The organism is Noviluteimonas lactosilytica, from assembly GCF_020866925.1.
Classification (GTDB): Bacteria; Pseudomonadota; Gammaproteobacteria; order Xanthomonadales; family Xanthomonadaceae; genus Noviluteimonas; species Noviluteimonas lactosilytica.
This window is the reverse complement of sequence record NZ_JAJGAK010000004.1, coordinates 131,865-154,771: the sequence shown is the minus strand read 5'-3', so window position 1 is coordinate 154,771 and position 22,907 is coordinate 131,865. Positions and strand designations below refer to the sequence as shown.

The 22,907-nt window shown below is 66.7% G+C and carries 21 protein-coding genes and 1 pseudogene; 8 read left to right on the top strand and 14 right to left on the bottom strand.

All coding sequences use genetic code 11. From position 1 onward, the window contains the following. Positions 1-11: 11 nt before the first annotated feature. The 7 genes from LK996_RS14780 to LK996_RS14750 all read left to right on the top strand — a co-directional run bounded on the left by LK996_RS14780 (position 12) and on the right by LK996_RS14750 (position 8,263). On the top strand, positions 12-1,316 hold the full coding sequence (locus LK996_RS14780) for an efflux RND transporter periplasmic adaptor subunit (RefSeq protein WP_230528135.1): 1,305 nt from the start codon (positions 12-14) through the stop codon (positions 1,314-1,316). Positions 1,317-1,388: 72 nt separating this feature from the next. After that, positions 1,389-2,108, top strand: coding sequence for an ABC transporter ATP-binding protein (locus tag LK996_RS14775; protein WP_230528134.1), 720 nt, complete (start codon positions 1,389-1,391; stop codon positions 2,106-2,108). Between the two features lie 13 nt (positions 2,109-2,121). Then, the gene (locus LK996_RS14770; protein ID WP_230528133.1) at positions 2,122-3,438 is read left to right on the top strand and encodes an ABC transporter permease; all 1,317 of its coding nucleotides are present in this window, start codon (positions 2,122-2,124) and stop codon (positions 3,436-3,438) included. A gap of 11 nt (positions 3,439-3,449) precedes the next feature. Beyond that, positions 3,450-4,679, top strand: coding sequence for an ABC transporter permease (locus tag LK996_RS14765; protein WP_230528132.1), 1,230 nt, complete (start codon positions 3,450-3,452; stop codon positions 4,677-4,679). Next, positions 4,676-5,563 carry a DUF1349 domain-containing protein gene (locus tag LK996_RS14760; RefSeq protein ID WP_230528131.1) on the top strand — a complete coding sequence of 296 codons (888 nt, stop codon included), beginning with the start codon at positions 4,676-4,678 and terminating at the stop codon, positions 5,561-5,563. Before LK996_RS14765 ends, LK996_RS14760 begins: the two co-directional genes overlap by 4 nt. 46 nt (positions 5,564-5,609) lie before the next feature. Beyond that, the gene (locus tag LK996_RS14755) at positions 5,610-6,953 is read left to right on the top strand and encodes a sigma-54-dependent transcriptional regulator (RefSeq protein ID WP_230528130.1); all 1,344 of its coding nucleotides are present in this window, start codon (positions 5,610-5,612) and stop codon (positions 6,951-6,953) included. 2 nt (positions 6,954-6,955) lie between these two features. After that, the gene (locus LK996_RS14750) at positions 6,956-8,263 is read left to right on the top strand and encodes a sensor histidine kinase (RefSeq protein ID WP_230528129.1); all 1,308 of its coding nucleotides are present in this window, start codon (positions 6,956-6,958) and stop codon (positions 8,261-8,263) included. Positions 8,264-8,419: 156 nt separating this feature from the next. Here LK996_RS14750 and glmU read toward each other — a convergent pair whose 3' ends face one another. Then, complete coding sequence (gene glmU / locus LK996_RS14745) at positions 8,420-9,790, bottom strand: bifunctional UDP-N-acetylglucosamine diphosphorylase/glucosamine-1-phosphate N-acetyltransferase GlmU (RefSeq protein ID WP_230528128.1); 1,371 nt, start codon at positions 9,788-9,790, stop codon at positions 8,420-8,422. Positions 9,791-9,876: 86 nt separating this feature from the next. On the opposite strand from glmU, the gene LK996_RS14740 reads away from it, so the two are divergent. Further along, on the top strand, positions 9,877-10,260 hold the full coding sequence (locus LK996_RS14740) for a GtrA family protein (RefSeq protein WP_230528127.1): 384 nt from the start codon (positions 9,877-9,879) through the stop codon (positions 10,258-10,260). A gap of 59 nt (positions 10,261-10,319) precedes the next feature. On the opposite strand, the gene LK996_RS14735 is transcribed toward LK996_RS14740, so the two are convergent. The 13 genes and pseudogenes from LK996_RS14735 to LK996_RS14675 form a co-directional block, all read right to left on the bottom strand. After that, the gene (locus LK996_RS14735; RefSeq protein WP_230528126.1) at positions 10,320-10,745 is read right to left on the bottom strand and encodes a F0F1 ATP synthase subunit epsilon; all 426 of its coding nucleotides are present in this window, start codon (positions 10,743-10,745) and stop codon (positions 10,320-10,322) included. 12 nt (positions 10,746-10,757) lie between these two features. Beyond that, positions 10,758-12,161 (bottom strand): F0F1 ATP synthase subunit beta, encoded by a 1,404-nt coding sequence (gene atpD, locus LK996_RS14730; protein WP_230528125.1) that lies wholly within the window; start codon positions 12,159-12,161, stop codon positions 10,758-10,760. A 51-nt stretch (positions 12,162-12,212) separates the two neighbouring features. After that, on the bottom strand, positions 12,213-13,076 hold the full coding sequence (atpG, locus tag LK996_RS14725; protein ID WP_230528124.1) for a F0F1 ATP synthase subunit gamma: 864 nt from the start codon (positions 13,074-13,076) through the stop codon (positions 12,213-12,215). A 13-nt stretch (positions 13,077-13,089) separates the two neighbouring features. Further along, positions 13,090-14,640, bottom strand: a complete 1,551-nt coding sequence (gene atpA, locus LK996_RS14720) for a F0F1 ATP synthase subunit alpha (protein ID WP_230528123.1) — start codon at positions 14,638-14,640, stop codon at positions 13,090-13,092. Between the two features lie 48 nt (positions 14,641-14,688). Next, positions 14,689-15,225: a F0F1 ATP synthase subunit delta gene (locus LK996_RS14715; protein WP_230528122.1), complete on the bottom strand. Its 537-nt coding sequence runs from the start codon at positions 15,223-15,225 to the stop codon at positions 14,689-14,691. 10 nt (positions 15,226-15,235) lie between these two features. Beyond that, entirely contained in the window at positions 15,236-15,706 is a 471-nt protein-coding gene (locus tag LK996_RS14710) for a F0F1 ATP synthase subunit B (protein ID WP_230528121.1), read from the bottom strand. 93 nt (positions 15,707-15,799) lie between these two features. Next, a complete protein-coding gene (gene atpE / locus LK996_RS14705; RefSeq protein ID WP_230528120.1) occupies positions 15,800-16,069 on the bottom strand; it encodes a F0F1 ATP synthase subunit C in 270 nt (89 codons plus the stop codon). Between the two features lie 75 nt (positions 16,070-16,144). After that, entirely contained in the window at positions 16,145-16,984 is an 840-nt protein-coding gene (atpB, locus tag LK996_RS14700) for a F0F1 ATP synthase subunit A (protein WP_425493797.1), read from the bottom strand. 9 nt (positions 16,985-16,993) lie between these two features. Beyond that, positions 16,994-17,362 (bottom strand): ATP synthase subunit I, encoded by a 369-nt coding sequence (locus LK996_RS14695; protein WP_230528119.1) that lies wholly within the window; start codon positions 17,360-17,362, stop codon positions 16,994-16,996. Between the two features lie 278 nt (positions 17,363-17,640). Next, complete coding sequence (gene lpdA / locus LK996_RS14690; protein ID WP_230528118.1) at positions 17,641-19,494, bottom strand: dihydrolipoyl dehydrogenase; 1,854 nt, start codon at positions 19,492-19,494, stop codon at positions 17,641-17,643. Positions 19,495-19,503: 9 nt separating this feature from the next. Continuing rightward, a complete protein-coding gene (lepB, locus tag LK996_RS16700) occupies positions 19,504-20,370 on the bottom strand; it encodes a signal peptidase I (protein ID WP_230528117.1) in 867 nt (288 codons plus the stop codon). Then, a pseudogene (locus LK996_RS14680) lies at positions 20,367-21,968 on the bottom strand (dihydrolipoyllysine-residue acetyltransferase); the annotation flags it as partial. The pseudogene LK996_RS14680 and the gene lepB, both read right to left, overlap by 4 nt. Before the next feature lies 1 nt (position 21,969). Continuing rightward, positions 21,970-22,758 (bottom strand): DUF2884 family protein, encoded by a 789-nt coding sequence (locus tag LK996_RS14675; protein ID WP_230528115.1) that lies wholly within the window; start codon positions 22,756-22,758, stop codon positions 21,970-21,972. Positions 22,759-22,907: the final 149 nt, after the last annotated feature.

The following is a 22,907-nucleotide window of genomic DNA, read 5'->3' as shown; positions in this document are numbered from 1 at the left end:
CCTTGCGCCCCATGGCCATCCGCGACACCTCCGGACAGGATCGTCCGCTCTCCTCCCCCGCGCCCGCGTCGACGGGCGCCACCACGCGCCGCTTGCCGAAGATCAAGCGCTCCTGGCTGCTGGCCGGTGGCGCGGGCCTCGGCCTGCTGCTGCTCGCCGGATGGGTGGCCTCGGGTTGGAGCTCGGGCAATCGTTCGGTCGACGGCGAGCGCGTGCGCATCGCCGAAGTCACGCGCGGCGATCTCGTGCGCGACATCGCGGCCGACGGCAAGGTCATCGCCGCGAACAGCCCGGTGCTGTACGCGATCGCGGGCGGCACGGTCACGCTGAAAGTGGTCGCGGGCGACGCGGTGAAGAAGGGACAGGCGCTCGCCGAGATCGACAGCCCCGAACTGCGCAGCAAGCTCGCGCAGGAAGAAGCGACGCTCGCCAGCCTCGAGGCCGAAGCCGGCCGCGCCGCGCTCGATGCGCAACTCGCGACCGCCACGGCGAAGAAGTCGCTCGACCAGGCGAACATCGATCGCCAGGCCGCGGTGCGCGACCTCGAGCGTTACCAGCGCGCCTTCGAAGGCGGCGCGGTCGCGCAGGTCGACGTGGCGAAGGCGCAGGACACGCTCAAGAGCGCCGACATCGGCCTTGCGAATGCGAAGCGCGGCGTCGCGCTGCAGGGCCAGGGCGCGGGCCTCGACACCCGCAACAAGAAGCTGCTCGCCGATCGCCAGCGCGCGGTCGTCGCCGAAATCGCGCGCCAGGTCGAAGCGCTCACGCTGCGTGCGCCGTTCGACGGCCAGGTCGGCCAGGTGCAGATCAAGCAGCGCGAGAACGTCGCCCAGAACGCACCCGTGCTGAGCGTGGTCGACCTCACCGAATTCGAAGTCGAGATCCGCATCCCCGAAAGCTTCGCGCGCGACCTCGGCATCGGCATGCCGGCGCAGATCCGCACCGCGGGCGGCGAACCGTTCGCCGCGCAAGTGGCCGCGGTGTCGCCGGAAGTGGTCAACGGCGAAGTCACCAGCCGCCTGCGCTTCTCGGGCAAGCAACCCCCGAACCTGCGCCAGAACCAGCGCCTGTCCGCGCGCATCGTGATGGACACGCGCAAGAACGTGCTGCAGGTCGAACGCGGTCCGTTCGTCGACCAGGGCGGCGGTCGCAGCGCATGGGTGATGGACGGCGACACCGCCATCAAGCGTCCCGTGCGCGTCGGCACCAGCAGCATCAACGCGGTCGAAATCATCGAAGGCGTGCAGGAAGGCGACCGCATCGTCGTCTCCGGCGCCGACCAGTTCGGCGACGCCGAGCAGATCTCGATCAACTGATTGCAACCTTTTCAGATTCCACGGCATCCCTGCCCGAACACCCCACACGACCCCGAAAGAAGGAACACCGTCATGCTCGACATGCGCCAGGTCACCAAGGTCTACCGCACCGAACTCGTCGAAACCCACGCGCTGCGGTCGCTCGACCTGCACGTGCGCGAAGGCGAGTTCGTCGCCGTCACCGGCCCGTCGGGCTCGGGCAAGACGACGTTCCTCAACATCGCCGGCCTGCTGGAAACCTTCACCGGCGGCACGTACGTGCTCGATGGCCAGGACGTGCAGGGCCTGTCGGACGACGCGCGCAGCAAGCTGCGCAACCAGAAGATCGGCTTCATCTTCCAGAGCTTCAACCTGATCCCCGACCTCAACCTGTTCGACAACGTCGACGTGCCGCTGCGCTATCGCGGCATGAGCGCGGCCGATCGCAAGGCGCGCATCGAAGACGCGCTGTCGCGCGTGGGCCTGGGTTCGCGCATGAAGCACTACCCGGCCGAACTCTCCGGCGGCCAGCAGCAGCGCGCGGCGATCGCGCGCGCGCTCGCGGGCACGCCCCGCCTGCTGCTCGCCGACGAACCGACCGGCAACCTCGACTCGCAGATGGCGCGCGGCGTGCTGGAGCTGCTCGAGGAGATCAACGGCAACGGCACGACCATCGTGATGGTGACCCACGATCCGGAACTCGCCGCGCGCGCGCAGCGCAACGTGCACATCGTCGACGGCATGGCGACCGACCTCAGCGTCGAGCCGAGCCTGACCCGCGTCGCCGCCGCAACGCTCGCCGAAACGCGATAACGAGGGCGCCCACATGTTCGCCTACTACTTCGATCTCGCATTGCGCAGCTTCCGGCGCAACCGCGTGCTCACTGCGTTGATGGTGATCGCGATCGCGCTCGGCATCGGCGCCAGCATGACCACGCTGACGGTGTTCTACGTGCTCTCGGGCGATCCGATCCCGACCAAGAGCGCGCGACTGTTCACGCCGCAGATGGATCCGCAGGGCATGGACGGCTACACGCCGGGTGAAGAGCCCGACGACCAGCTCTCGCGTTACGACGCCGAACAATTGCTCCGCGAAGCGCGCGGCGATCGCCAGGCGCTGATGACCGGCGGCGGCGTCGCCGTGCAACCCGACAAGGCGGGTCTTGCGCCATTCGGCCAGGACGCGCGTTACACGTCGGCGGATTTCTTCGCCATGTTCGAAGTGCCCTTCGTCGCCGGCAACGGCTGGACCAAGGCGGAAGACGATCGCCACGATCGCGTCGCCGTGATCTCGAAGAAGCTCGCCGACAAGCTGTACGGCACCACCAACGCGGTCGGCAAGACGCTGCGCCTGGACGGCAACGACTTCCGCGTGCTCGGCGTGATGGACGACTGGCGCCCGACGCCGAAGTTCTACGACCTCAACTCCGATCGCTTCGGTGAAGTCGAACAGATCTACCTGCCGTTCTCGACGTCGCGCGACCTCGACATGGGCCGCAACGGTTCGATGAACTGCTGGGACGACGGCAAGGAAGAGGACGATCCGGACGGCGAAACCGGCGTCAACGCGCCGTGCACCTGGATGCAGTACTGGGTGCAGCTCGACACGCCGGAGAAGGCTGCCGCGTTCCAGAGGTACCTCACCAATTACTCCGACCAGCAGCGCGCGGCGGGCCGCTTCAAGCGTCCGACCAACGTGCGCCTGCGTAGTGTCATGGACTGGCTGGACTACAAGCGCGTGGTGCCGTCGGACGTGCGCCTGCAGGTGTGGCTGGCGTTCGGCTTCCTCGCCGTGTGCCTGCTCAACACCGTCGGCCTGCTGCTCGCGAAGTTCCTGCGCCGCAGCAGCGAGATCGGCGTGCGTCGTGCGCTCGGTGCATCGCGTCGCGCGATCTTCGCGCAGTGCCTGGTCGAGGCCGGCACGGTCGGACTCGCCGGCGGCGCGCTGGGTCTCGGCCTCGCGATGCTGGGCCTGTGGGCCGTGCGCCAGCAGCCGGTGTCGTATGCCGACCTCGCGCACCTGGATCCGATGATGCTGATCGCCACCTTCGCGCTCGCGATCTTCGCCAGCGTGCTCGCCGGCCTCGTGCCTGCCTGGCATGCCTGCCAGGTCACGCCGGCCGTGCAGCTCAAGTCGCAGTAAGGAGAGAACCCATGGAACTCCGACCCATCCTGTCCACGCTGCGCCGCCACAAGACCGCCGCGTCGCTGATCGTGCTCGAGATCGCGCTGAGCTGCGCCATCATCTGCAACGCGCTGTTCCTGATCAGCCAGCGCCTGGACAACATCAGCCGCGTGAGCGGCTTCGACGAGACGCACATCGTGCGCGTGCAGGTCGGCGGCATCGGCACCGACGACAACGCCGGCTCGCTGACGCAGACCGACCTCGCGTCGCTGCGTGCGCTGCCCGGCGTCAAGAACGCGACGACCACCAACCAGGTGCCGTTCAACAACAGCTCCTGGAACAGCAGCGTCAACCTCGAGAAGGACCAGACGCACCAGAACCTCAACGCCACGATCTACATGGGCGACGTGCAGTTCCTCGATACGATGGGCCTGAAGCTCATCGCCGGGCGCAACTTCAATCCCGACGAGATCGTCGAGTGGAAGGCGATCAGCGAGCCGAACAGCAAGGTGCAGCCGATCGCGGTGATCCTGTCGAAGGACGTCGCCGAAAAGCTGTGGCCGGGCGAGAACGCCGTCGGCAAGCACATCTACAGCTGGGGCGAGGAGCCGCATGTCGTCGTCGGCGTCGTGGAGCACCTGGTGCGCCCGAACACGTTCAACGGGTTCGCGCAGTACGAGTACTCGATGATCCTGCCGGTGCGCACGCCTTACGTCGTCGGCGGCAACTACATGCTGCGCGTCGACGACCCGTCGCAGCGCCAGGCGATCCTCGACGCGGCCGAGAAGCAGCTCACCGCCAATGCGGCCAACCGCCTGATCATCGAAAAGCAGACGATGGAGCAGATGCGCAGCGACTTCTTCCGCGGCGATCGTTCGATGGCGTGGATGCTGGTCGGCGTGTGCATCGCGCTGCTCATCGTCACCGCGCTCGGCATCGTCGGCCTGGCGAGCTTCTGGGTGCAGCAGCGCACGCGCCAGATCGGCGTGCGGCGTGCGCTCGGCGCGACGAAGGGCCAGATCCTGCGCTACTTCCAGACCGAGAACTTCCTGCTCGCCACGCTCGGCATCTTCGTCGGCATGGTGATGGCCTTCGGCATCAACCAGTTGCTGATGGGCCGCTACGAGCTGCCGCGCCTGCCGCTGATGTACCTGCCGGCCGGTGCGCTCGTGCTCTGGATCCTCGGCCAAGTGTCGGTGTTCGGTCCCGCGCGGCGCGCCGCCGCGGTGCCGCCGGCCGTCGCGACGCGCAGCGTATGACGGCGCGCCTGCGACATGCCTTCCTCGCCAGCGCGCTGTGCGCGCTGGCCCCGGCCCTCGCGGTCGCCGACGACACGCCCAAGCGCGTGTCGTTGCAGGTGCCCGCGGTGTCGATCGGCGACGAGTTCGACAACGCCGACACGCTGGCGACGTGGACCAGTTTCGAAGCGGCCCACGGCTGGCCGGACCACCTGCGCAGCGCGAAAGTCGTCGACGGCGTGCTCGAGATCGAGCCGTGGACGAGCGGCTGGTACGCCGAATACCACGCGCCGTTCCTGCATCGCGAAGTCAGCGGCGACTTCCTCGTCACCGCGCGCATCGCGGCGAACGGCCTCGAGGGCGAAACGCCGACGTCCACCTGGTCGCTCGCCGGCCTGATGGTGCGCGAACCGCGCACCGTCACGCCCGCCACGTGGGAACCGCGCGCGGAGAACTGGTTGTTCATCACGACCGGTGTCGCCGACCGCATCGACGTCCCCGTGTACGAAAGCAAGACCACGGTGAATTCGCGTTCCAACCTCAAGCTGCGGCCTGCACCGACGGGCTGGGTCGAAGTGGGCATCGCGCGCCTCGGGCCATCGTTCATCCTGCTCGTGCGCGAAGACGGCAAGTGGCGCGTCCACGAACGCTTCTTCCGCATGGACCTGCCGCCCACCGTGCAGGTCGGCCTCGTCGCGTATACCGACTGGGATAGCGCGGGCGAGCTGCAACGCGATCCGCACCGCTTCAACACGACCGTCATGAAGAACGGCAAGCCGGACCTGAAGGCGCGCGTCGACTGGGTGCGATACAAGCCGCTGCGCATGGCGCCCGGCCAGGATCCGCGCGCGCTGACGGACCATGCGGTGCCCGAAGCCGACGTGCTCGCGCTCCTCGACCCCTGACCCCCGCGCGGCTGCGGCCGCGCGCACCCCTCGTGTATAAAGCCGCATGCCCACGATCCTGGTCATCGACGACAACCCCGCCGTCGCCACGGCGCTGGAAACGCTGTTCTCGCTGCACGACATCGACACGTGCTCGGTGACCACGCCCGACGACGGGCTCGCGCTGCTCGCGCGCGAGGCGGTCGATCTCGTGGTGCAGGACATGAACTTCCATGCCGACACGACGTCGGGCGAGGAAGGCGTCGCGTTGTTCCGCGCGATCCGCGAACGCCACCCCGACCTGCCCGTCATCCTGCTCACCGCGTGGACGCACCTGGAATCGGCGGTCGACCTGGTGAAGGCCGGCGCGGCCGATTACCTCGCCAAGCCGTGGGACGACCGCAAGTTGCTCGCGACGGTCAACAACCTGCTCGAACTCGCGGCCACGCGCGACGAATTGCAACGCCATCGCAGTGGCGAACGACGTCGTCGCGATGCCTTGTTGCGCGAACACGACCTGCGTGGCCTCGTGTTCGCCGATGCAGCGAGCGAAGCGACGCTCGCGCTCGCGTGCCAGGTCGCGCGTTCGGACCTGCCCGTGCTGATCACCGGACCGAACGGCACCGGCAAGGAAAAGTACGCCGAGATCATCCACGCGAATTCGAGCGTGCGGAACGGTCCGTTCGTCGCGGTCAACTGCGGCGCGCTGCCGGGCGAGCTGATCGAAGCGGAACTGTTCGGCGCGGAAGCCGGCGCCTATACCGGTGCGAACAAGGCGCGCGAAGGCAAGTTCGAAGCCGCCGACGGTGGCACGCTGTTCCTCGACGAGATCGGCACGCTGCCGCTCGCCGGGCAGGTGAAGTTGTTGCGCGTGCTGGAAACCGGGCGCTTCCAGCGCCTGGGCAGCAACCGCGAGCGCGAAGTGAAAGTGCGCGTGGTGAGCGCGACCAACGCGGACCTCGCGTCGCTGATCGCGGCCGGCCAGTTCCGCGAAGACCTCTACTACCGCCTCAACGCGATCGAACTGAAGTTGTTGCCGCTCGCGCAGCGACCCGACGACATCCTCCCGCTCGCACGCCACTTCCTGCCGCACGGCAAGCGCCTCGGCGCGGCGGCGGAACGCGCGTTGCGTGCGCATGCATGGCCGGGCAACGTGCGCGAGTTGCGCAACACGCTGCAGCGCGCGGGGCTGCTGTCGCGCGAAGAGGAAATGACGCCGACGGATCTCGGATTGCATGCCGCGCCCGTGGCAAGCGTGCCGCCGGCAAGCGCCGACGAACCCGACCGCGCCGCGATCGAAGCCGCGCTCGAACGCGCCGGCGGCGTGCTTGCGCAGGCCGCGAGCGAACTCGGGATGTCGCGACAGGCCCTGTACCGGCGGCTCGACCGCCTCGGCATCAAGCGCGACTGACGATGCGCAACCGCATCTCGCTGAGCGTGACGTTCACCGTCCTCGCGGCGGCCTACACGCTGGCGTCGTCGGCACTCGCGGTAGCGCTGACCATGGTGCTCGAACGACCGTGGTGGGCGATCCTCATCGCGCCGATCGTGTTGCTGCCGCTGTTGTTCTATCACGTGCGTCGCGCCTTCGCGCCGATGCGTTCCCTGTTCCGCGCGCTCGCGGGCACGGTCGCGAGTTATCGCGACGGCGACTTCGGCTTCGGCCTGTCGTGGCACAACCGCAACGAGCTCGGTGACCTGGTCGATGCGCACAACGCGCTCGGCGATGCCTTGCGCGAACAACGCCTCGCCCTCGTGCAACGCGAACTGCTGCTCGACACGATGGTGCAGCACACGCCGGTCGCGATGCTGCTCGTCGATCCGCACCATCGCGTCGTGCACGGCAACCTCGCCGCGCGCAAGTTGCTGGGCGATGGCAAGCGGGTCGAGGGCCAGTCGTTCGACGATATCCTCGATCGCTCGCCCGAGGCGTTGCGGGACGCACTCGTGCGCGGCGGCGACGGCATGTTCACCGTCGGCGACGAGGAACACGAAGAGATCTACCACCTCGCGCGTCGTACGTTCCGGCTCAACGGCCGCAAGCACGAGCTGCTCCTGCTGCGCCAGCTCACCGCGGAGCTGCGCCGCCAGGAAGTGCAGACGTGGAAGAAGGTGATCCGCGTGATCAGCCACGAGTTGAACAACTCGCTGGCGCCGATCGCCTCGCTCGCGCATTCCGGCGCCGAGCTCGTGCGCCGCGGGCAGTACGAGCGCCTGCCCAATGCGCTGGCGACGATCGAAGATCGCGCGCGCCATCTCGAAGGCTTCATCCGCGACTACGCGCGCTTCGCCAAGTTGCCCGCGCCGCGGGTGGAAGCGGTCGACTGGAAGCGCTTCGTCGCGCAACTGCATTCGCAGGTGGAGTTCACCTACGACGGCCCGCCCGAACCGGGCGTCGGGCGCTTCGACACGGCGCAGTTGTCGCAGTGCCTGCTCAACCTGCTCAAGAACGCGCACGAATCCGGATCGAAGCCCGAGGACGTCGCGCTGTCGCTGCGGCGCCTGCCGGAATCGTGGCGCATCGAAGTGCTCGATCGCGGCAGCGGCATGAACGATGCCGTGCTCGCGAACGCATTACTGCCGTTCTATTCGACCAAGCGCCACGGCACCGGCCTCGGCCTCGCGCTCGCACGCGAGATCGCCGAAGCGCACGGCGGGCGCATCGCCCTGCTCAATCGCCAGGGCGGCGGGTTGTGCGTGGCGATGACGTTGCCTGCTTAGGGCAAAGGGCGGGAAACGGGAAACAAAAGCGGGAAACGGGAGGTTGGAGTCCGCTTCGGCTTGACGACCTGTCTGCCGAAGTGAAGTTTGCTCTCCCGTTTCCCGCTTCTTGTTTCCCGCTTCTTGTTTCCCGTTTCCCGCTTCCCGCTCTTGCGCTTACTTCGCCTTCTTCACCGGCCGCTGCCAACCGTCGATCGTCGCCTGCTTGCCGCGCGCGAGCGTGAGCTTGCCGTCGGGCGCGTCCTTGGTGATCACCGAACCTGCGCCGATGGTCGCGTTCCTGCCGATCGTCACCGGCGCGACGAGCGAACTGTTGGAGCCGATGAAGGCGCCGTCGTCGATGGTCGTCGTCGACTTGTTCACGCCGTCGTAGTTGCAGGTGATCGTGCCGGCGCCGACGTTCACGCCCGCGCCGATGACGGCGTCGCCGAGATACGTGAGGTGGTTGGCCTTGCTGCCGACGCCGAGCTTCGCGTTCTTGGTTTCGACGAAGTTGCCCACGTGCACGCCGTCGGCGAGCACGGTGCCGGGGCGCAGGCGCGCGAACGGGCCGATCTGCACGGCGCCTTCGGTGCGCGCGCTTTCGATGTCGCAATGCGCGCGCACTTCGGTGCCGGCGGCGAGCGTCGCATTCTTGATGCGACAGAACGGACCGATGCGCACGCCGTCGCCGATCGACACATTGCCTTCGAAGATCACGTCGACGTCGATCTCGATGTCGCGGCCGACGGTGACTTCGCCGCGGATGTCGACGCGCGCGGGATCGGCGAAGCGCACGCCTTCGGCGCACAGCGCGCGCACGGTGCGCAGCTGGAACGCGCGTTCGAGTTGCGCGAGCTGCCACGGATCGTTCGCGCCTTCGGTCTCGAGCGGATCGGCGGCGACCACGATCTCGGCGGCGCTGAATTCGGCCGCGGCTTCGCGGAAGACATCGGTGAGGTAGTACTCGCCCTGCGCGTTGTCGTTGGAAACGCGCGCGAGCCAGCGCTTGAGCGCCGTGGATTCGACCGCGATGACGCCCGTGTTGACCAGGCGGATGGCGCGTTCGTCGTCGCTCGCGTCCTTGTGTTCGACGATCGCGGACACGCGGCCTTCGGCGTCGCGCAGGATGCGGCCGTAACCGGTGGGATCGGCGAGTTCCGCGGCGAGCACGGCGAGGCGACCGGGTGCGTCGAGCAAGCGGCGCAGCGTCTGCGGCGTGATCAGCGGAACGTCGCCATACAGCACGAGCACCTGCGCACCGTCCGGCACGTTGGGCATCGCCTGCTGCACGGCGTGCGCGGTGCCGAGTTGCTTCGTCTGCTCGGCCCACTGGATGTCGGGCTGGTCGGCGAATGCGGCGCGCACCTGGTCGCCGCCGTGGCCGTACACGACATGCACGCCGGCGGGCGACAACGCGCGCGCCGAAGCGATCACCTGCGCCAGCATCGGCCGCCCCGCGATGCGGTGCAGCACCTTCGGGAGGGTGGAGCGCATGCGCTTGCCTTCGCCGGCGGCGAGGATCACGACGTGGAGGGGTGCAGTCATCGACGGGTCCGGCGTGAGAAAACGAATTGCCGGATTCTACCGGCGCGCGCTGCTAGGATGCGTCGGCCTCCTTTCATGGGTCCGGGATGACGCTCGGGAAGCACGCACGCGGTTACCTCATCGTCGGCCTCGTCCAATGGTTCGTGGACTGGGCGGTCATGGTGCTCCTGAGCAACTGGGGCATGCCGATCGAACCGGCCAACGTCCTGGGGCGCGTGGCCGGCGCGATGCTCGGGTACTGGATGAACGGCAAGATCACGTTCAAGGGCGAGCACACGCACGTCGGCCGCACGCAGCTGACCCGCTTCATCCTCATGTGGATCGGCACGACGACGGTCAGCACGTGGTCGATGGGCGCGATCGACGAACACCTCGGATTGAAGTGGGCCTGGCTTGCGAAGCCGGCGGTCGAAGGGGTCCTCGGCGTGACCGGGTTCTTCCTCTCGCGCCACTGGGTCTATAAGAAGTAAATACCCGAAAAGCAAAACGCCGGCACGTGGCCGGCGTTTGCATGTCGCGTTGGCGAACCTCAGTGCTTGAGGTTCTTGCGCAGACGCTCCAGCGCCTGCAGCTGCGCCGTGACTTCAGCAAGGCGCGCCTGGGCTTCGGCGATTTCCATCGCCTCGCCACGACCCGCGATGATGCGCTCGGCTTCTTCCTTGGCGGCGCGGACGGCGGCTTCGTCGATGTCCTGCGCGCGCACCGCGGTGTCGGCCAGGACGGTCACGACCTGCGGCTGCACTTCGAGGATGCCGCCGGAGATCGCGAAGTCGAGCTTCTCGCCACCCGGCAAGGTCACGACGACCTTGCCCGGCTTCAGGCGCGTGATCAGCGGGGCGTGCTTCGGCGCGATGCCGAGCTCGCCCAGTTCGCCGGTGGCGACGACCAGTTCCGCCTCGCCGTGGAAGATCTCGGCTTCGGCGCTGACGATGTCGCAGCGGATGGTGGATGCCATGCCAGGAACTCCTTAGGCCGCGATCTTCTTGGCCTTCTCGACCGCTTCCTCGATGCCGCCGACCATGTAGAACGCCTGCTCCGGCAGGTGGTCGAGTTCACCGTCGACGATCATCTTGAAGCCGCGGATGGTGTCCTTCAGCGGCACGTACTTGCCCTTCGAGCCGGTGAACACTTCGGCGACCGTGAACGGCTGCGAGAAGAAGCGTTCGATCTTGCGGGCGCGCGACACGGCCTGCTTGTCTTCTTCCGACAGTTCGTCCATGCCGAGGATCGCGATGATGTCCTTCAGCTCCTTGTACTTCTGGAGCGTGGACTGCACGCGACGCGCGGTGTCGTAGTGCTCGTTGCCGATGACGTTCGGGTCGAGCTGGCGCGAGGTCGAGTCGAGCGGGTCGACGGCCGGGTAGATGCCGAGCGAGGCGATGTTGCGCGAGAGCACGACGGTGGCGTCGAGGTGCGCGAACGTCGTTGCCGGCGACGGGTCGGTCAGGTCGTCCGCGGGCACGTACACGGCCTGGATCGAGGTGATCGAACCGGTCTTGGTCGAGGTGATGCGTTCCTGCAGCACGCCCATTTCCTCGGCGAGCGTGGGCTGGTAGCCCACCGCCGACGGCATGCGGCCGAGCAGCGCCGACACTTCCGTACCGGCCAGCGTGTAGCGGTAGATGTTGTCGACGAACAGCAGCACGTCGCGGCCTTCGTCGCGGAAGTACTCGGCCATCGTCAGGCCCGTGAGCGCGACGCGCAGGCGGTTGCCCGGCGGCTCGTTCATCTGGCCGTACACCATCGCCACCTTCGACTTCTCGGGCTCTTCGACGTTGACGACGCCCGATTCCTGCATCTCGTGATAGAAGTCGTTGCCTTCGCGGGTGCGCTCACCCACGCCGGCGAACACCGACAGGCCCGAGTGCTCGGTCGCGATGTTGTTGATCAGTTCCATCATGTTGACGGTCTTGCCGACGCCGGCGCCGCCGAACAGGCCGACCTTGCCGCCCTTCGCGAACGGGCACATCAGGTCGATGACCTTGATGCCGGTTTCCAGCAGTTCGGAGGTCGATGCCTGGTCTTCGTAGCTCGGCGCCGAACGGTGGATTTCCCACGTCGTGTCGGCCTTCACCGGGCCCGCTTCGTCGATCGGCGTGCCGAGCACGTCCATGATGCGACCCAGCGTGCCCTTGCCGACCGGCACGGAGATCGCGCGGCCGGTGTTGTCGGCAATGAGGTTGCGCTTCAGGCCATCGGTGGAACCGAGGGCGATCGTGCGCACGATACCGTCGCCGAGCTGCTGCTGGACTTCCAGCGTGATTGCAGTGTTCTGCACCTTCAGCGCGTCGTACACCTTCGGCACGTTCTCGCGCGGGAATTCGACGTCGACGACCGCGCCGATGATCTGAACGATCTTGCCCTGGTTCATTGCCATAGCCTCAGTAGTAACTCTTGATGTCTTCTTGGATGCGCGCGTGGCTTAAACCGCCGCGGCGCCGCCCACGATTTCGGAGATTTCTTGCGTGATCGCCGCCTGGCGGGCCTTGTTGTAGACCAGGTTCAGCGTGCCGATCAGCTTGGTGGCGTTGTCGGAAGCGGCCTTCATCGCGACCATGCGCGCGGCATGTTCGGAGGCCACGTTCTCGAGCACCGCCTGGTACACGAGCGACTCGATGTAACGCGTCAGCACATGCTCCAGCACCGCCTGCGCGTCGGGTTCGTACAGGTAATCCCAGTCGTGCTTGGCGACCTGCGTTTCCGCCGCCGGCAACGGCAGCAGCTGGTCGAACGTCGCCTTCTGCGTCATCGTGTTGACGAAGTCGTTGTACGCCAGGAACACCTTGTCGACCGAACCGTTCGTGTAGTGGTCGAGCATCACCTTGATGACGCCCACCAGCTGCTCGACGTGCGGCATGTCGCCCAGGTGCGTGACCGAAGCGAGCATGCCGACCTTGATGCGGCGGAAGAACACCGACGCCTTCTGGCCGATCGTGACCACGTCGATCTCGACGCCCTGCTTCTGCCACTCGCGGAACTCGCCGAGCAGCTTGCGGAACAGGTTGTTGTTCAGGCCGCCGGCGAGGCCGCGGTCCGACGAGACGATGATGTAGCCGACGCGCTTCACGTCCGCGCGCTGCACCAGGTACGGATGGCGGTACTCGGAGTTGGCCTGGGCCAGGTGTCCGATCACCTGCTTCATCGCGCGCGCATACGGGCGCGAGGCCTTCATGCGGTCCTGCGCCTTGCGGATCTTGGAAGCCGAGACCATCTCGAGCGCGCGCGTCACCTTGCGGGTGTTCTGCACACTCTTGATCTTGGTTTTGATTTCGCGACCGCCTGCCATCGTGCTTCTCCGATTACCAGGTGCCCGTGCTCTTGAACTCTTCGATGCCGGCCTTGAACGCGCCTTCGATCGAATCGTTCCAGTCGCCCGTCGCGTCGATGTTCTTCATCACGTCGCCCTTCGTGTTGACGAAGTGCGCCTGCAGGGCGGTTTCGAACGCGCCGATCTTGGCGATCGCCACGTCGTCCATGTAGCCCTTGTCGACGGCGTAGATCGAAAGCGCCTGCTCGGCGACCGACATCGGCGCGTACTGCTTCTGCTTCATCAGTTCGGTCACGCGCTGGCCGCGCTCGAGCTGCTTGCGCGTCGCGTCGTCGAGGTCCGAGGCGAACTGCGCGAACGCAGCCAGCTCACGGTATTGCGCGAGCGCGATGCGGATGCCGCCCGACAGCTTTTTCATGATCTTGGTCTGGGCCGCACCGCCGACGCGCGACACCGAGATACCGGCGTTCACGGCCGGGCGGATGCCGGCGTTGAACAGGTCGGTCTCGAGGAAGATCTGGCCGTCGGTGATCGAGATCACGTTGGTCGGCACGAACGCCGAGACGTCGCCCGCCTGGGTTTCGATGATCGGCAGCGCGGTGAGCGAGCCGGTCTTGCCCTTGACGGCGCCGTTCGTGAACTTCTCCACGTACTCCTCGGAGACGCGCGCGGCGCGCTCGAGCAGGCGGGAGTGGAGATAGAACACGTCGCCCGGATACGCTTCGCGGCCCGGCGGACGGCGCAGCAGCAGCGAGATCTGGCGGTAGGCCACGGCCTGCTTCGACAGGTCGTCGTACACGATCAGCGCGTCTTCGCCGCGGTCGCGGAAGTATTCGCCCATCGTGCAGCCCGAGTAGGCGGCGATGTACTGCATCGCGGCCGATTCGGACGCCGAGGCGGCGACGACGGTCGTGTAGGCCATCGCGCCGAACTCTTCGAGCTTGCGCACGATGTTCGCGATGGTCGAGTTCTTCTGGCCGATCGCGACGTAGATGCACTTAACGCCGGAGTGCTTCTGGTTGATGATCGCGTCGATCGCCACCGCGGTCTTGCCGGTCTGGCGGTCGCCGATGATCAGCTCGCGCTGGCCGCGGCCGATCGGGATCATCGAGTCGATCGACTTGTAACCGGTCTGCACCGGCTGCGAAACGGACTTACGCCAGATCACGCCCGGCGCGATCGTTTCGACCGGAGCCGAGGTCTTGTTGTCGATCGGGCCCTTGCCGTCGATCGGCTCGCCCAGCGCGTTGACGACGCGGCCGAGCATTTCCGGACCGGTCGGCACTTCGAGGATGCGGCCGGTGGTCTTGGCGGTGTCGCCTTCGCGAAGGTGCTCGTAGTCGCCGAGGACCACGGCGCCGACCGAGTCGCGCTCGAGGTTCAGCGCCAGCGCGAACGTCGCGTTCGGCAGCTCGATCATTTCGCCCTGCATCACGTCGGCGAGGCCGTGGATGCGCACGATGCCGTCGGACACCGAGGTCACGGTGCCTTCGTTGCGCGCTTCGGCAGCGAGCTTGACCTTCTCGATGCGGGTCTTGATCAGTTCGCTGATTTCGGACGGGTTGAGCTGCGAGGTAGCCATTTGTGTTTTCCCGATGTGCCGACGTTGCCGCCGGCGATTACAAAGTGATTAGTTGGACAGCGCGGCCTGGAGGCGACCGAGCTTGCCGCGCAGCGAACCGTCGATGACCACGTCGCCGGCGTCGATCACCGCACCGCCGATCAGCGCTTCGTCGATCGCGGTCTCGACTTCCACTTCGCGGCCGAAGCGCTTCTTCAGCGCGGCCTTGATGGTGTCGAGCTCGGCGGCCGGAAGCTGCGTCGCGGAGGTGACGCGTGCCTTGACGACGCGTTCGGCTTCGAAGCGCAGCTCGTCGAACATGCCGGCGATTTCCGGCAGCAGCGGCAGGCGGCGGTTGTCGGCGAGCAGGCCGACGAAACGCGCGAACGATTCGGCGTCGATCGACGATTCCGGCGGCGACAGCAGCGTCACCGCGTCGTTCGTCGTCAGCGCCGGGTTGCCGAGCAGCGCGGCGACCTGCGGATCGGCCGCGACGCGCGCGGCGAAGCCGAGCGCGTTCGACCAACCGGCGAGCGCACCGCCGTCGCGCGCGATCGAAAACGCGGCGCGGGCGTAGGGGCGGGCAAGGGTCAGGGCCTGGCTCATCGATGCGTCCTCAGAGCTGCGCGGCCAGGTCGTCGATCAGCGCCTTGTGGGCGTTGGCGTCGATCTCGCGCTTCAGCAGCTTTTCCGCGCCGGTGACGGCGAGCATGGACACCTGCTTGCGCAGGTCTTCCTTCGCACGGTTGGCGGCAGCGGTGATTTCCGCTTCGGCCAGCGCCTTCTGGCGGTTGGCTTCGGCGATGGCGTCGTTCTTGGCCTGGTCGATGATCTGGTTCGCGCGGGCGTGGGCCTGCTCGATGATCTCGTTGGCCTTCGAGCGCGCATCCTTGAGCGCGTCGTTGACCTTGTCCTGTGCCTGCGCGAGGTCCTTCTGGCTGCGATCGGCAGCGGCGAGGCCTTCAGCGATCTTCTGCTGACGTTCCTCGATCGCCTTGATCAGCGGCGGCCAGATGAACTTCACGGTGAACCAGACCAGAAGCGCAAACGAAAACATCTGGCCAAGCAAGGTGATATTCGGATTCATGTCATGCCCTGCGAATCTGAAGCGCCGCGGCCGGATGCCGCGACGCCGGTACCAACAACGCGCGAGCCGTCATGGCTCGCGCGAAAGCGCTGCTTAGGCGGCCTGGAGGGCGGCCAGCAGCGGGTTGGCGAACGCGAACATCATCGCCACGCCGACGCCGATCAGGAACGCCGCGTCGATCAGGCCGGCGAGCAGGAACATGCGGCCCTGGAGCATCGGGACGAGTTCCGGCTGGCGGGCGGCGGATTCGAGGAACTTCGAACCCATGATGCCGATGCCGAGGGCGGCGCCGAGCGCACCCAGGCCGACGATGATGCCGATGGCGACGGCGGTGAGGCCCTGGACGTTGGCGATGAATTCCATGGTGGATCTCCGGATGACTTAGCTAGTTAGTTGGAAAGGTGAAACGAAAACAGTTGGTACGTACCGCGAAAAAACTTAGTGATGCTCGTGCGCCATCGCGAGGTACACGACGGTCAGCACCATGAAGATGAAGGCCTGCAGCAGGATGATCAGGATGTGGAACACCGCCCACGCCCAGGTGAACGCGATGCCGAAGCCGAAGGTCCACCACGAGGCGAACAGGCCCGAGATCAGCATGAAGACCAGCTCGCCGGCGTACATGTTGCCGAACAGTCGCATGCCGAGGCTCACGGGCTTCGACAGGTACTCGACGAGATTGAGGAAGAGGTTCGGGATCGCGAGGAAGGCCTTGGCGATCGGGTTGTGCGCATGGAACGGCGCAGTGAACAGTTCCTTCGTGAAGCCCCAGCCGCCCTTCGCCTTGATCGAATAGAAGATGATCAGGAAGAACACGCTGATCGACATCGCGAACGTCGTGTTGAGGTCGGCGGTCGGCACCCAGCGCAGGTAGGTGTGGTGCGCGGTTTCGGCACCGGCGACGGCCTGCACGGTCGCGCTCGGAAGATCGAGCGGCAGCAGGTCCATGGCGTTCATGAAGAACACCCAGACGAAGATCGTGAGCGCGAGCGGCGCGATGAAGCGACGGTCGCCGTGGAAGGTGTCCTTGACCTGGCTGTCGACGAACTCGACGACCATTTCGACGAACGCCTGCGGCTTCGACGGCACGCCCGACGTCGCCTTGCGCGCCTGGCTCCACAGCAGGAAGCAACCGAGCAGGCCGACGGTCAACGCGACCAGCCATGAGTCGAGGTGGAAATCGTGACCGAGCACCTGGACCTTCCAATGGGTCAGGTGATGCACGATGTATTCGGTCAGGCCACCGCCGCTGGTTTCGCCGCTCTGTTCAGGACTCACGCCGCTTCCTCATGCCCAAAGTTTCGTCGCGATCAACAACGCGACGCCTGCTAGCAACACACCGGCCAATACCGCCACGGCCGGCAGGTGAAACACACCGATCGCCAGGAACATCCCGGTGATCACGACCACCCACTTCGCCGTCTGGCCGATCAGGAACCGGCCCAGCGCCATCCCGGCGCCCGCGACACCCCCACCGAAGGCGCTCCATGCGGCCACGAGGCCACCGAGCGTCATCGCACCACCGCCTGCCAGCGCACCGAGCGCGGCATCGCGGCCGGACAGCAGGCAAGCCAGCGCTGTCGCCAGCGTCACGACTGCCTGGAGGGCGGCCGTGCGCTGCGCCAGCCGCCGGCCCGCGGCGACGGTGTTCAGCACGCGCGAGGATCCGGGGGAAGTGGCAGAGGCTGCGAAACCAAAAGGGCTCCGCGAAGCCCCGAAAGTATAGAACGCGTCCCGCGGCCGGGCAACCGCCGGAAGCACCGGAAATCAGGCATTTAGCGGTGTGAACGAGGAGGGCGCGAAAAGTTTGGAACCTTTTCGGGGAACCCCGGTCAACAACCCCCGAGGCTGTCGCTACTTCCTCGTCGGTCCTCGCGGCAGGCTCACAGAAGCCCCGGCGTTTGGCGCGTCGGGGCTTCGCCTTTTGTGCGCGCCTACTTCTTCTTCGGCGCGTAGATGTCGGTCGCCGTGCCTTCGAACACTTCGGCGGCGAAGCCCACCGACTCGCTCAGCGTCGGATGCGGATGGATCGTCGCGCCGATGTCTTCGGCCTCCGCGCCCATCTCGATCGCGAGCGCGATCTCGCTGATGAGATCGCCCGCGTGCACGCCGACGATGCCGCCGCCGATCACGCGGTGCGTCGCTTCGTCGAACACGAGCTTGGTGAAACCTTCGGTGCGATCGATGCCGATCGCGCGACCGCTCGCGGCCCACGGGAACTTGCCGACGCCGACCTGCAAGCCCTTTTCCTTCGCTTCGCTCTCGGTGACGCCGACCCACGCGATTTCCGGATCGGTGTACGCCACCGACGGAATCACGCGCGCGACCCACTCGCGCTTCATGCCGCTGGCGACTTCCGCGGCCAGGCGTCCTTCGTGCGCGGCCTTGTGCGCGAGCATCGGATTCCCGATCAGGTCGCCGATCGCGAAGATGTGCGGCACGTTGGTGCGCATCTGCCGGTCGACGGGAATGAAGCCGCGCTCGGTGACGTTGACGCCGGCCTTCTGCGCATCGAGCTTGCCGCCGTTCGCGCTGCGGCCGACGGCGACGAGCACGCGATCGTAGGTCTTGCGCTCAGGGATGCTCGCGCCTTCGAAGCCGACGTCGATGCCGCCCTTCTTTGCTTCGCTCGACACGACCTTCGTCTTGAGATGCACGTTGACGCCCTGCTTCTTCAGGCGCGTCGCGAGCGGACGCACGAGATCGGCGTCGGCGCCAGGCATCAGCTGGTCGAGCAATTCGACGACGGTGACTTCGCTCCCGAGCGCGCGATACACATTCGCCATTTCCATGCCGATGATGCCGCCGCCGACGACGAGCAGCGTCTTCGGGATGTCGACGAGATCGAGCGCATCGGTCGAATCCATGATGCGCTTGTCCTTCCAGTCGAAGCTCGGCAACTTCACCGGCTGCGAGCCCGCGGCGATCACGCAGTAATCGAAGCGCAGCAACTGCGTGCCGCCCTCGCCCGCGATCTCCAGTTCGTTGGGCGACACGAACTTCGCCGTGCCCTGCACGAAGCGGGCCTTGCGCTGCTTCGCCATCGTCGCCAGGCCCTTGGTGAGCTGGCCGACGACCTTGTCCTTGTACGCGCGCAGCGCATCGAGCTCGATTTTCGGCTCACCGAACGTGATGCCGAAGGTTTTCGCGTGCGCGGCTTCGTCGACGACCGCGGCCGCGTGCAGCAGCGCCTTCGACGGAATGCAGCCGACGTTGAGGCACACGCCGCCGAGCGTCGAATAGCGTTCGACGATCACCGTGTCCATGCCGAGGTCCGCCGCGCGGAACGCGGCGTTGTAACCGCCGGGGCCCGAACCGATCACGACGATCGCGCATTCGATGTCGGCCTTGCGGCCGGTCGCTGCGGCGGGTGCGGGGCCGGTCGACGGGGTTGCGAGCGATGGCGTGACAGGCGTTGCGTGTTCGTGTGTTGCGGCCGCAGGTGCGGGCGCCGCTGCGGGCGTGGGCGTTGCAGCAGGCGCGGCCCTGGGGGCTTCCTTCGGTGCTTCCGCCTTCGGCGCTTCCGCCTTCGCCGGCGCTTCCGCCGCGCCTTCGGCTTCCACGATCGCAACGACGCTGCCTTCCGACAACTTGTCGCCGACCTTCACCTTCAACTCGACGATCTTGCCGGCCACCGGCGACGGCACCTCCATCGTCGCCTTGTCCGATTCGAGCGTAACCAGGCCCTGGTCCTGCTTCACCACCTCGCCGACCGCGACGAGCAATTCGATGACGGGGACATCGTCGTAACCGCCGATGTCGGGAACCTTCACTTCGGTGCGTGCCATGGGGCGTCCTCAGCGTGCGGGCGCGTCGACCTTCAGGCCGATGCGCGATGTATCAATGCCGTGTTCGGGCGAATAGTGCAGCCAGATCGTGCGCACCTTGGCGAGCAGCGCATTGCGCTTGACCGGCCCGGTGTAACGACTGTCTTCGGAGTTCGGGCGGTTGTCGCCCATCAGGTAGTACTCGTCGGGGCCGAGCGTGACGCTCTCGAAATCGCCGGGATAAGACACGCCATCGCGTACCGTCTGCCATGGCTCGTCGAGCGCCTTGCCGTCGATCGAAACGCGATGGTCGCGCGCGACGATCGATTCGCCCGGCAGGCCGACGACGCGCTTCTGCCAGCGTTGGTCGGGATGCGCCTTCGGAACGAAGATCACGATGTCGCCTCGGTGGATCTCGGCCATCGTGTTCGCACGGTAATCCGCGACGATGAAGTCGCCGAACGCGATCGTGGGCTCCATGCTCGTGGACGGAATTCGGTACGGCTCGGCGCCGAAGACGGCGCCGCGATTCGCGGCGAGGTAACCCGTGACCACGAGAGTCAGCGCACCCATCCAGAGATAGTGGTACCAGCGGTTATACCAACGCGGGGTGGCGCCTTCCGGCACGCGGCGCGCGAAGACGACCGCCGCGACGATCGCCGCGATCACCACCAGGATCGGCAACACCGAGAGGATCGGATAGGCGCCGGGCACGAAGGCGAGTCCCGTACGACCGGCGATCATCATGCTCATGGGTGGGGCCAGCGCGAACGCGATGCCCCAGCCGATGCGCTGCACGTAGGCGAACGCCACGGGCGCAACGAACCAGGCGCCGATGGCTGCCAGCAACGCGTTCCGCTTGCGCAGGCCGCCCGGCGTCGCGACCGCCTCGTTCACAGCATCGCCCGGCGCATGTCGCCGAGCAGTTGCGCAAGGTACGCGGTGAAGCGCGCGGCGGCGGCGCCGTCGATCACGCGGTGGTCGTAGCTCAGCGAAAGCGGCAGCACGAGGCGCGGCTTGAACTTTTCGCCGTTCCACACCGGCTTCATCGACGACTTCGACACGCCGAGGATCGCGACTTCCGGCGCGTTGACGATCGGCGTGAACGCCGTGCCGCCGATGCCGCCGAGCGAACTGATCGAGAAGCAGCCGCCGCTCATCTCGGCCGGCGTGAGCTTGCCTTCGCGCGCCTTCGCCGCGAGTTCCGCGGTTTCCTTCGCGACCTGGAACACGCCCTTCTTGTCGACGTCGCGCACGACCGGAACGACGAGGCCATTCGGCGTATCGGCGGCGAAGCCGATGTGGAAGTACTTCTTTAGCGTCAGGTTCTCGCCGCTCGCGTCGAGCGATGCATTGAAGGTCGGGTATTTCTGCAACGCGGCGACCGAGGCCTTCATGATGAAGGCGAGCATGGTGAGCTTCAGGCCCGCCTTCTCGTTTTCCTTGTTGAGCTGCACGCGCAACGCTTCGAGGTCGGTGATGTCGGCGTCGTCGAGTTGCGTGACGTGCGGGATCATCACCCAGTTGCGCGACAGGTTCGCGCCCGCGATCTTCTGGATGCGCGTGAGCGGCTTGGTTTCGACTTCGCCGAACTTGGAGAAGTCGACGTGCGGCCACGGCAACACGTTGAAACCACCGCCCGCACCGGCGGGTGCGCCTGCGGCAGGTACGCCGCCGGCGAGTGCGCTCTTCACGAACTTCTGCACGTCCTGCTTTTCGATGCGGCCCTTCGGACCGCCGCCCTGCACCTGCGCCAGGTCCACGCCGAGTTCGCGCGCGAACAACCGCACCGCGGGACTCGCGTAAGGCACCTTGCCGGGCATCAGGCCTTCGGCATCGAACGCAACCGGCGGCGAACGCGGCGGCAACGCTTCGGCATCGACGCCGGGCTTGTCGTCGAGCGCCCGCGCAGACGACGCGGCGATGCTCTGCTGCGCGATGTTGTCGGGCTGCTTCGATGCGGCGACGGGTTCGACCTTCTCGCCGGTTTCGGCGGTCGGCTTCGTCGGCGGCGGCGTGGGCGCAGTCGCGGGTGCCGCGGCAGGCGCAGGCTTCGCATCGGTCGGCTTCGCATCGCCGCCCGCATCGCCTTCGGCTTCGATCAACGCAACGACGCTGCCTTCCGACAACTTGTCGCCGACCTTCACCTTCAACTCGCGCACGACGCCTGCGAACGGCGCGGGCACTTCCATCGTCGCCTTGTCCGACTCGAGCGTGACCAGGCCCTGGTCCGCCTTCACGGTGTCGCCGACCTTCACCAGCAATTCGATCACCGGCACATCGTCGTATCCGCCGATGTCGGGGACTTTCGCTTCCTGGGGTGCGGCCATGGGACGACTTCCGTGGGAGGTTGGCCGTCTATTGTGGCCGTCGCGCGACGGTGCGCCAACCACGGTGCGCTGGATGCGAAAAAAAAAGCCCGCGGGGGGAGTCGCGGGCGTGGGGGAAGCGCCGGTGCTCTGGGCCGGCGCTACATGGCGGTGCGGCGCTTCTGCGCTAGTCGCGGATGACGACGCCTTCGCCGTCTTCGCGGATCGTCACCTTGGTGTCCAGCAGGTCGAGGCGGCTGCCGTCGGGCATGCGGAACTCCAGCGAATCGTCGATGGCGTCCAGCGCCTCCATCTTGCGGCAGAGCGCTTCGGCGCTCTTTTCCAGCTGTTTCGCGCGCGGTTCGACGCGGCGCTCGATTTCCTTGTCGAGGTTGTCCATGCGTTCCAGGCGCGCCTGGTCGCCGCTCAGCGCCGCGCTCACCGCGCCGCCGACGATGTCGCCGATGACGAGCGGGATGACTTCGGTGATCGCGCCGGCGATGCTGCTGCCGAGTTCGTTTCCGCTGAAACGATTCGCGGAGATGGCGTGCTGCAGGTTGCGGTCGATCTTCGCGCGCGCCTTGTCGAGGTCGGCGCGGGTGTCCTTCGGGTTCGAACTCAGCCCTGCGGCCACTTCACCGAGCGCGGTGAAGGCGATGTCCGCCGCGTCGCGGCCGATCTGCTGGGCCAGCGGCATGGTCGCGCGCGCCTGCTTCTCGTATTCGGCGATGCGGCGGCTGTCGGCGGCGCTGAGCTTCACCCATTCGTCGTCGACGAACAGGCGGCCGTCGCGCATGACGATGGCCTTGGGCGCCTGGGTGCCGTGGGAGCGGGTCAGGATCACCGACTTATCGTTGATGGTCAGGTCGAAATCGCTGTCGACGTCGCATTCGATGTCCTTGGCGACGGCGGCGCCGCAGGCCAGCAACAACGACATCCCCACCGTGATGTGAAACGCAAGCTTCGTGCCACGCATTCGTCGGTTCCTCCGTGCTTGCAATGGATCATGCAACCCGCGTGCCGAAAGGGCACGTGCCGGTAGCGGGCATGACTGACGTCATGGTGTCGCATAGGACTGCAACCCTTTGCAGGGAGAGCGCATCTTCCATTACGTGGCCGCCCCCA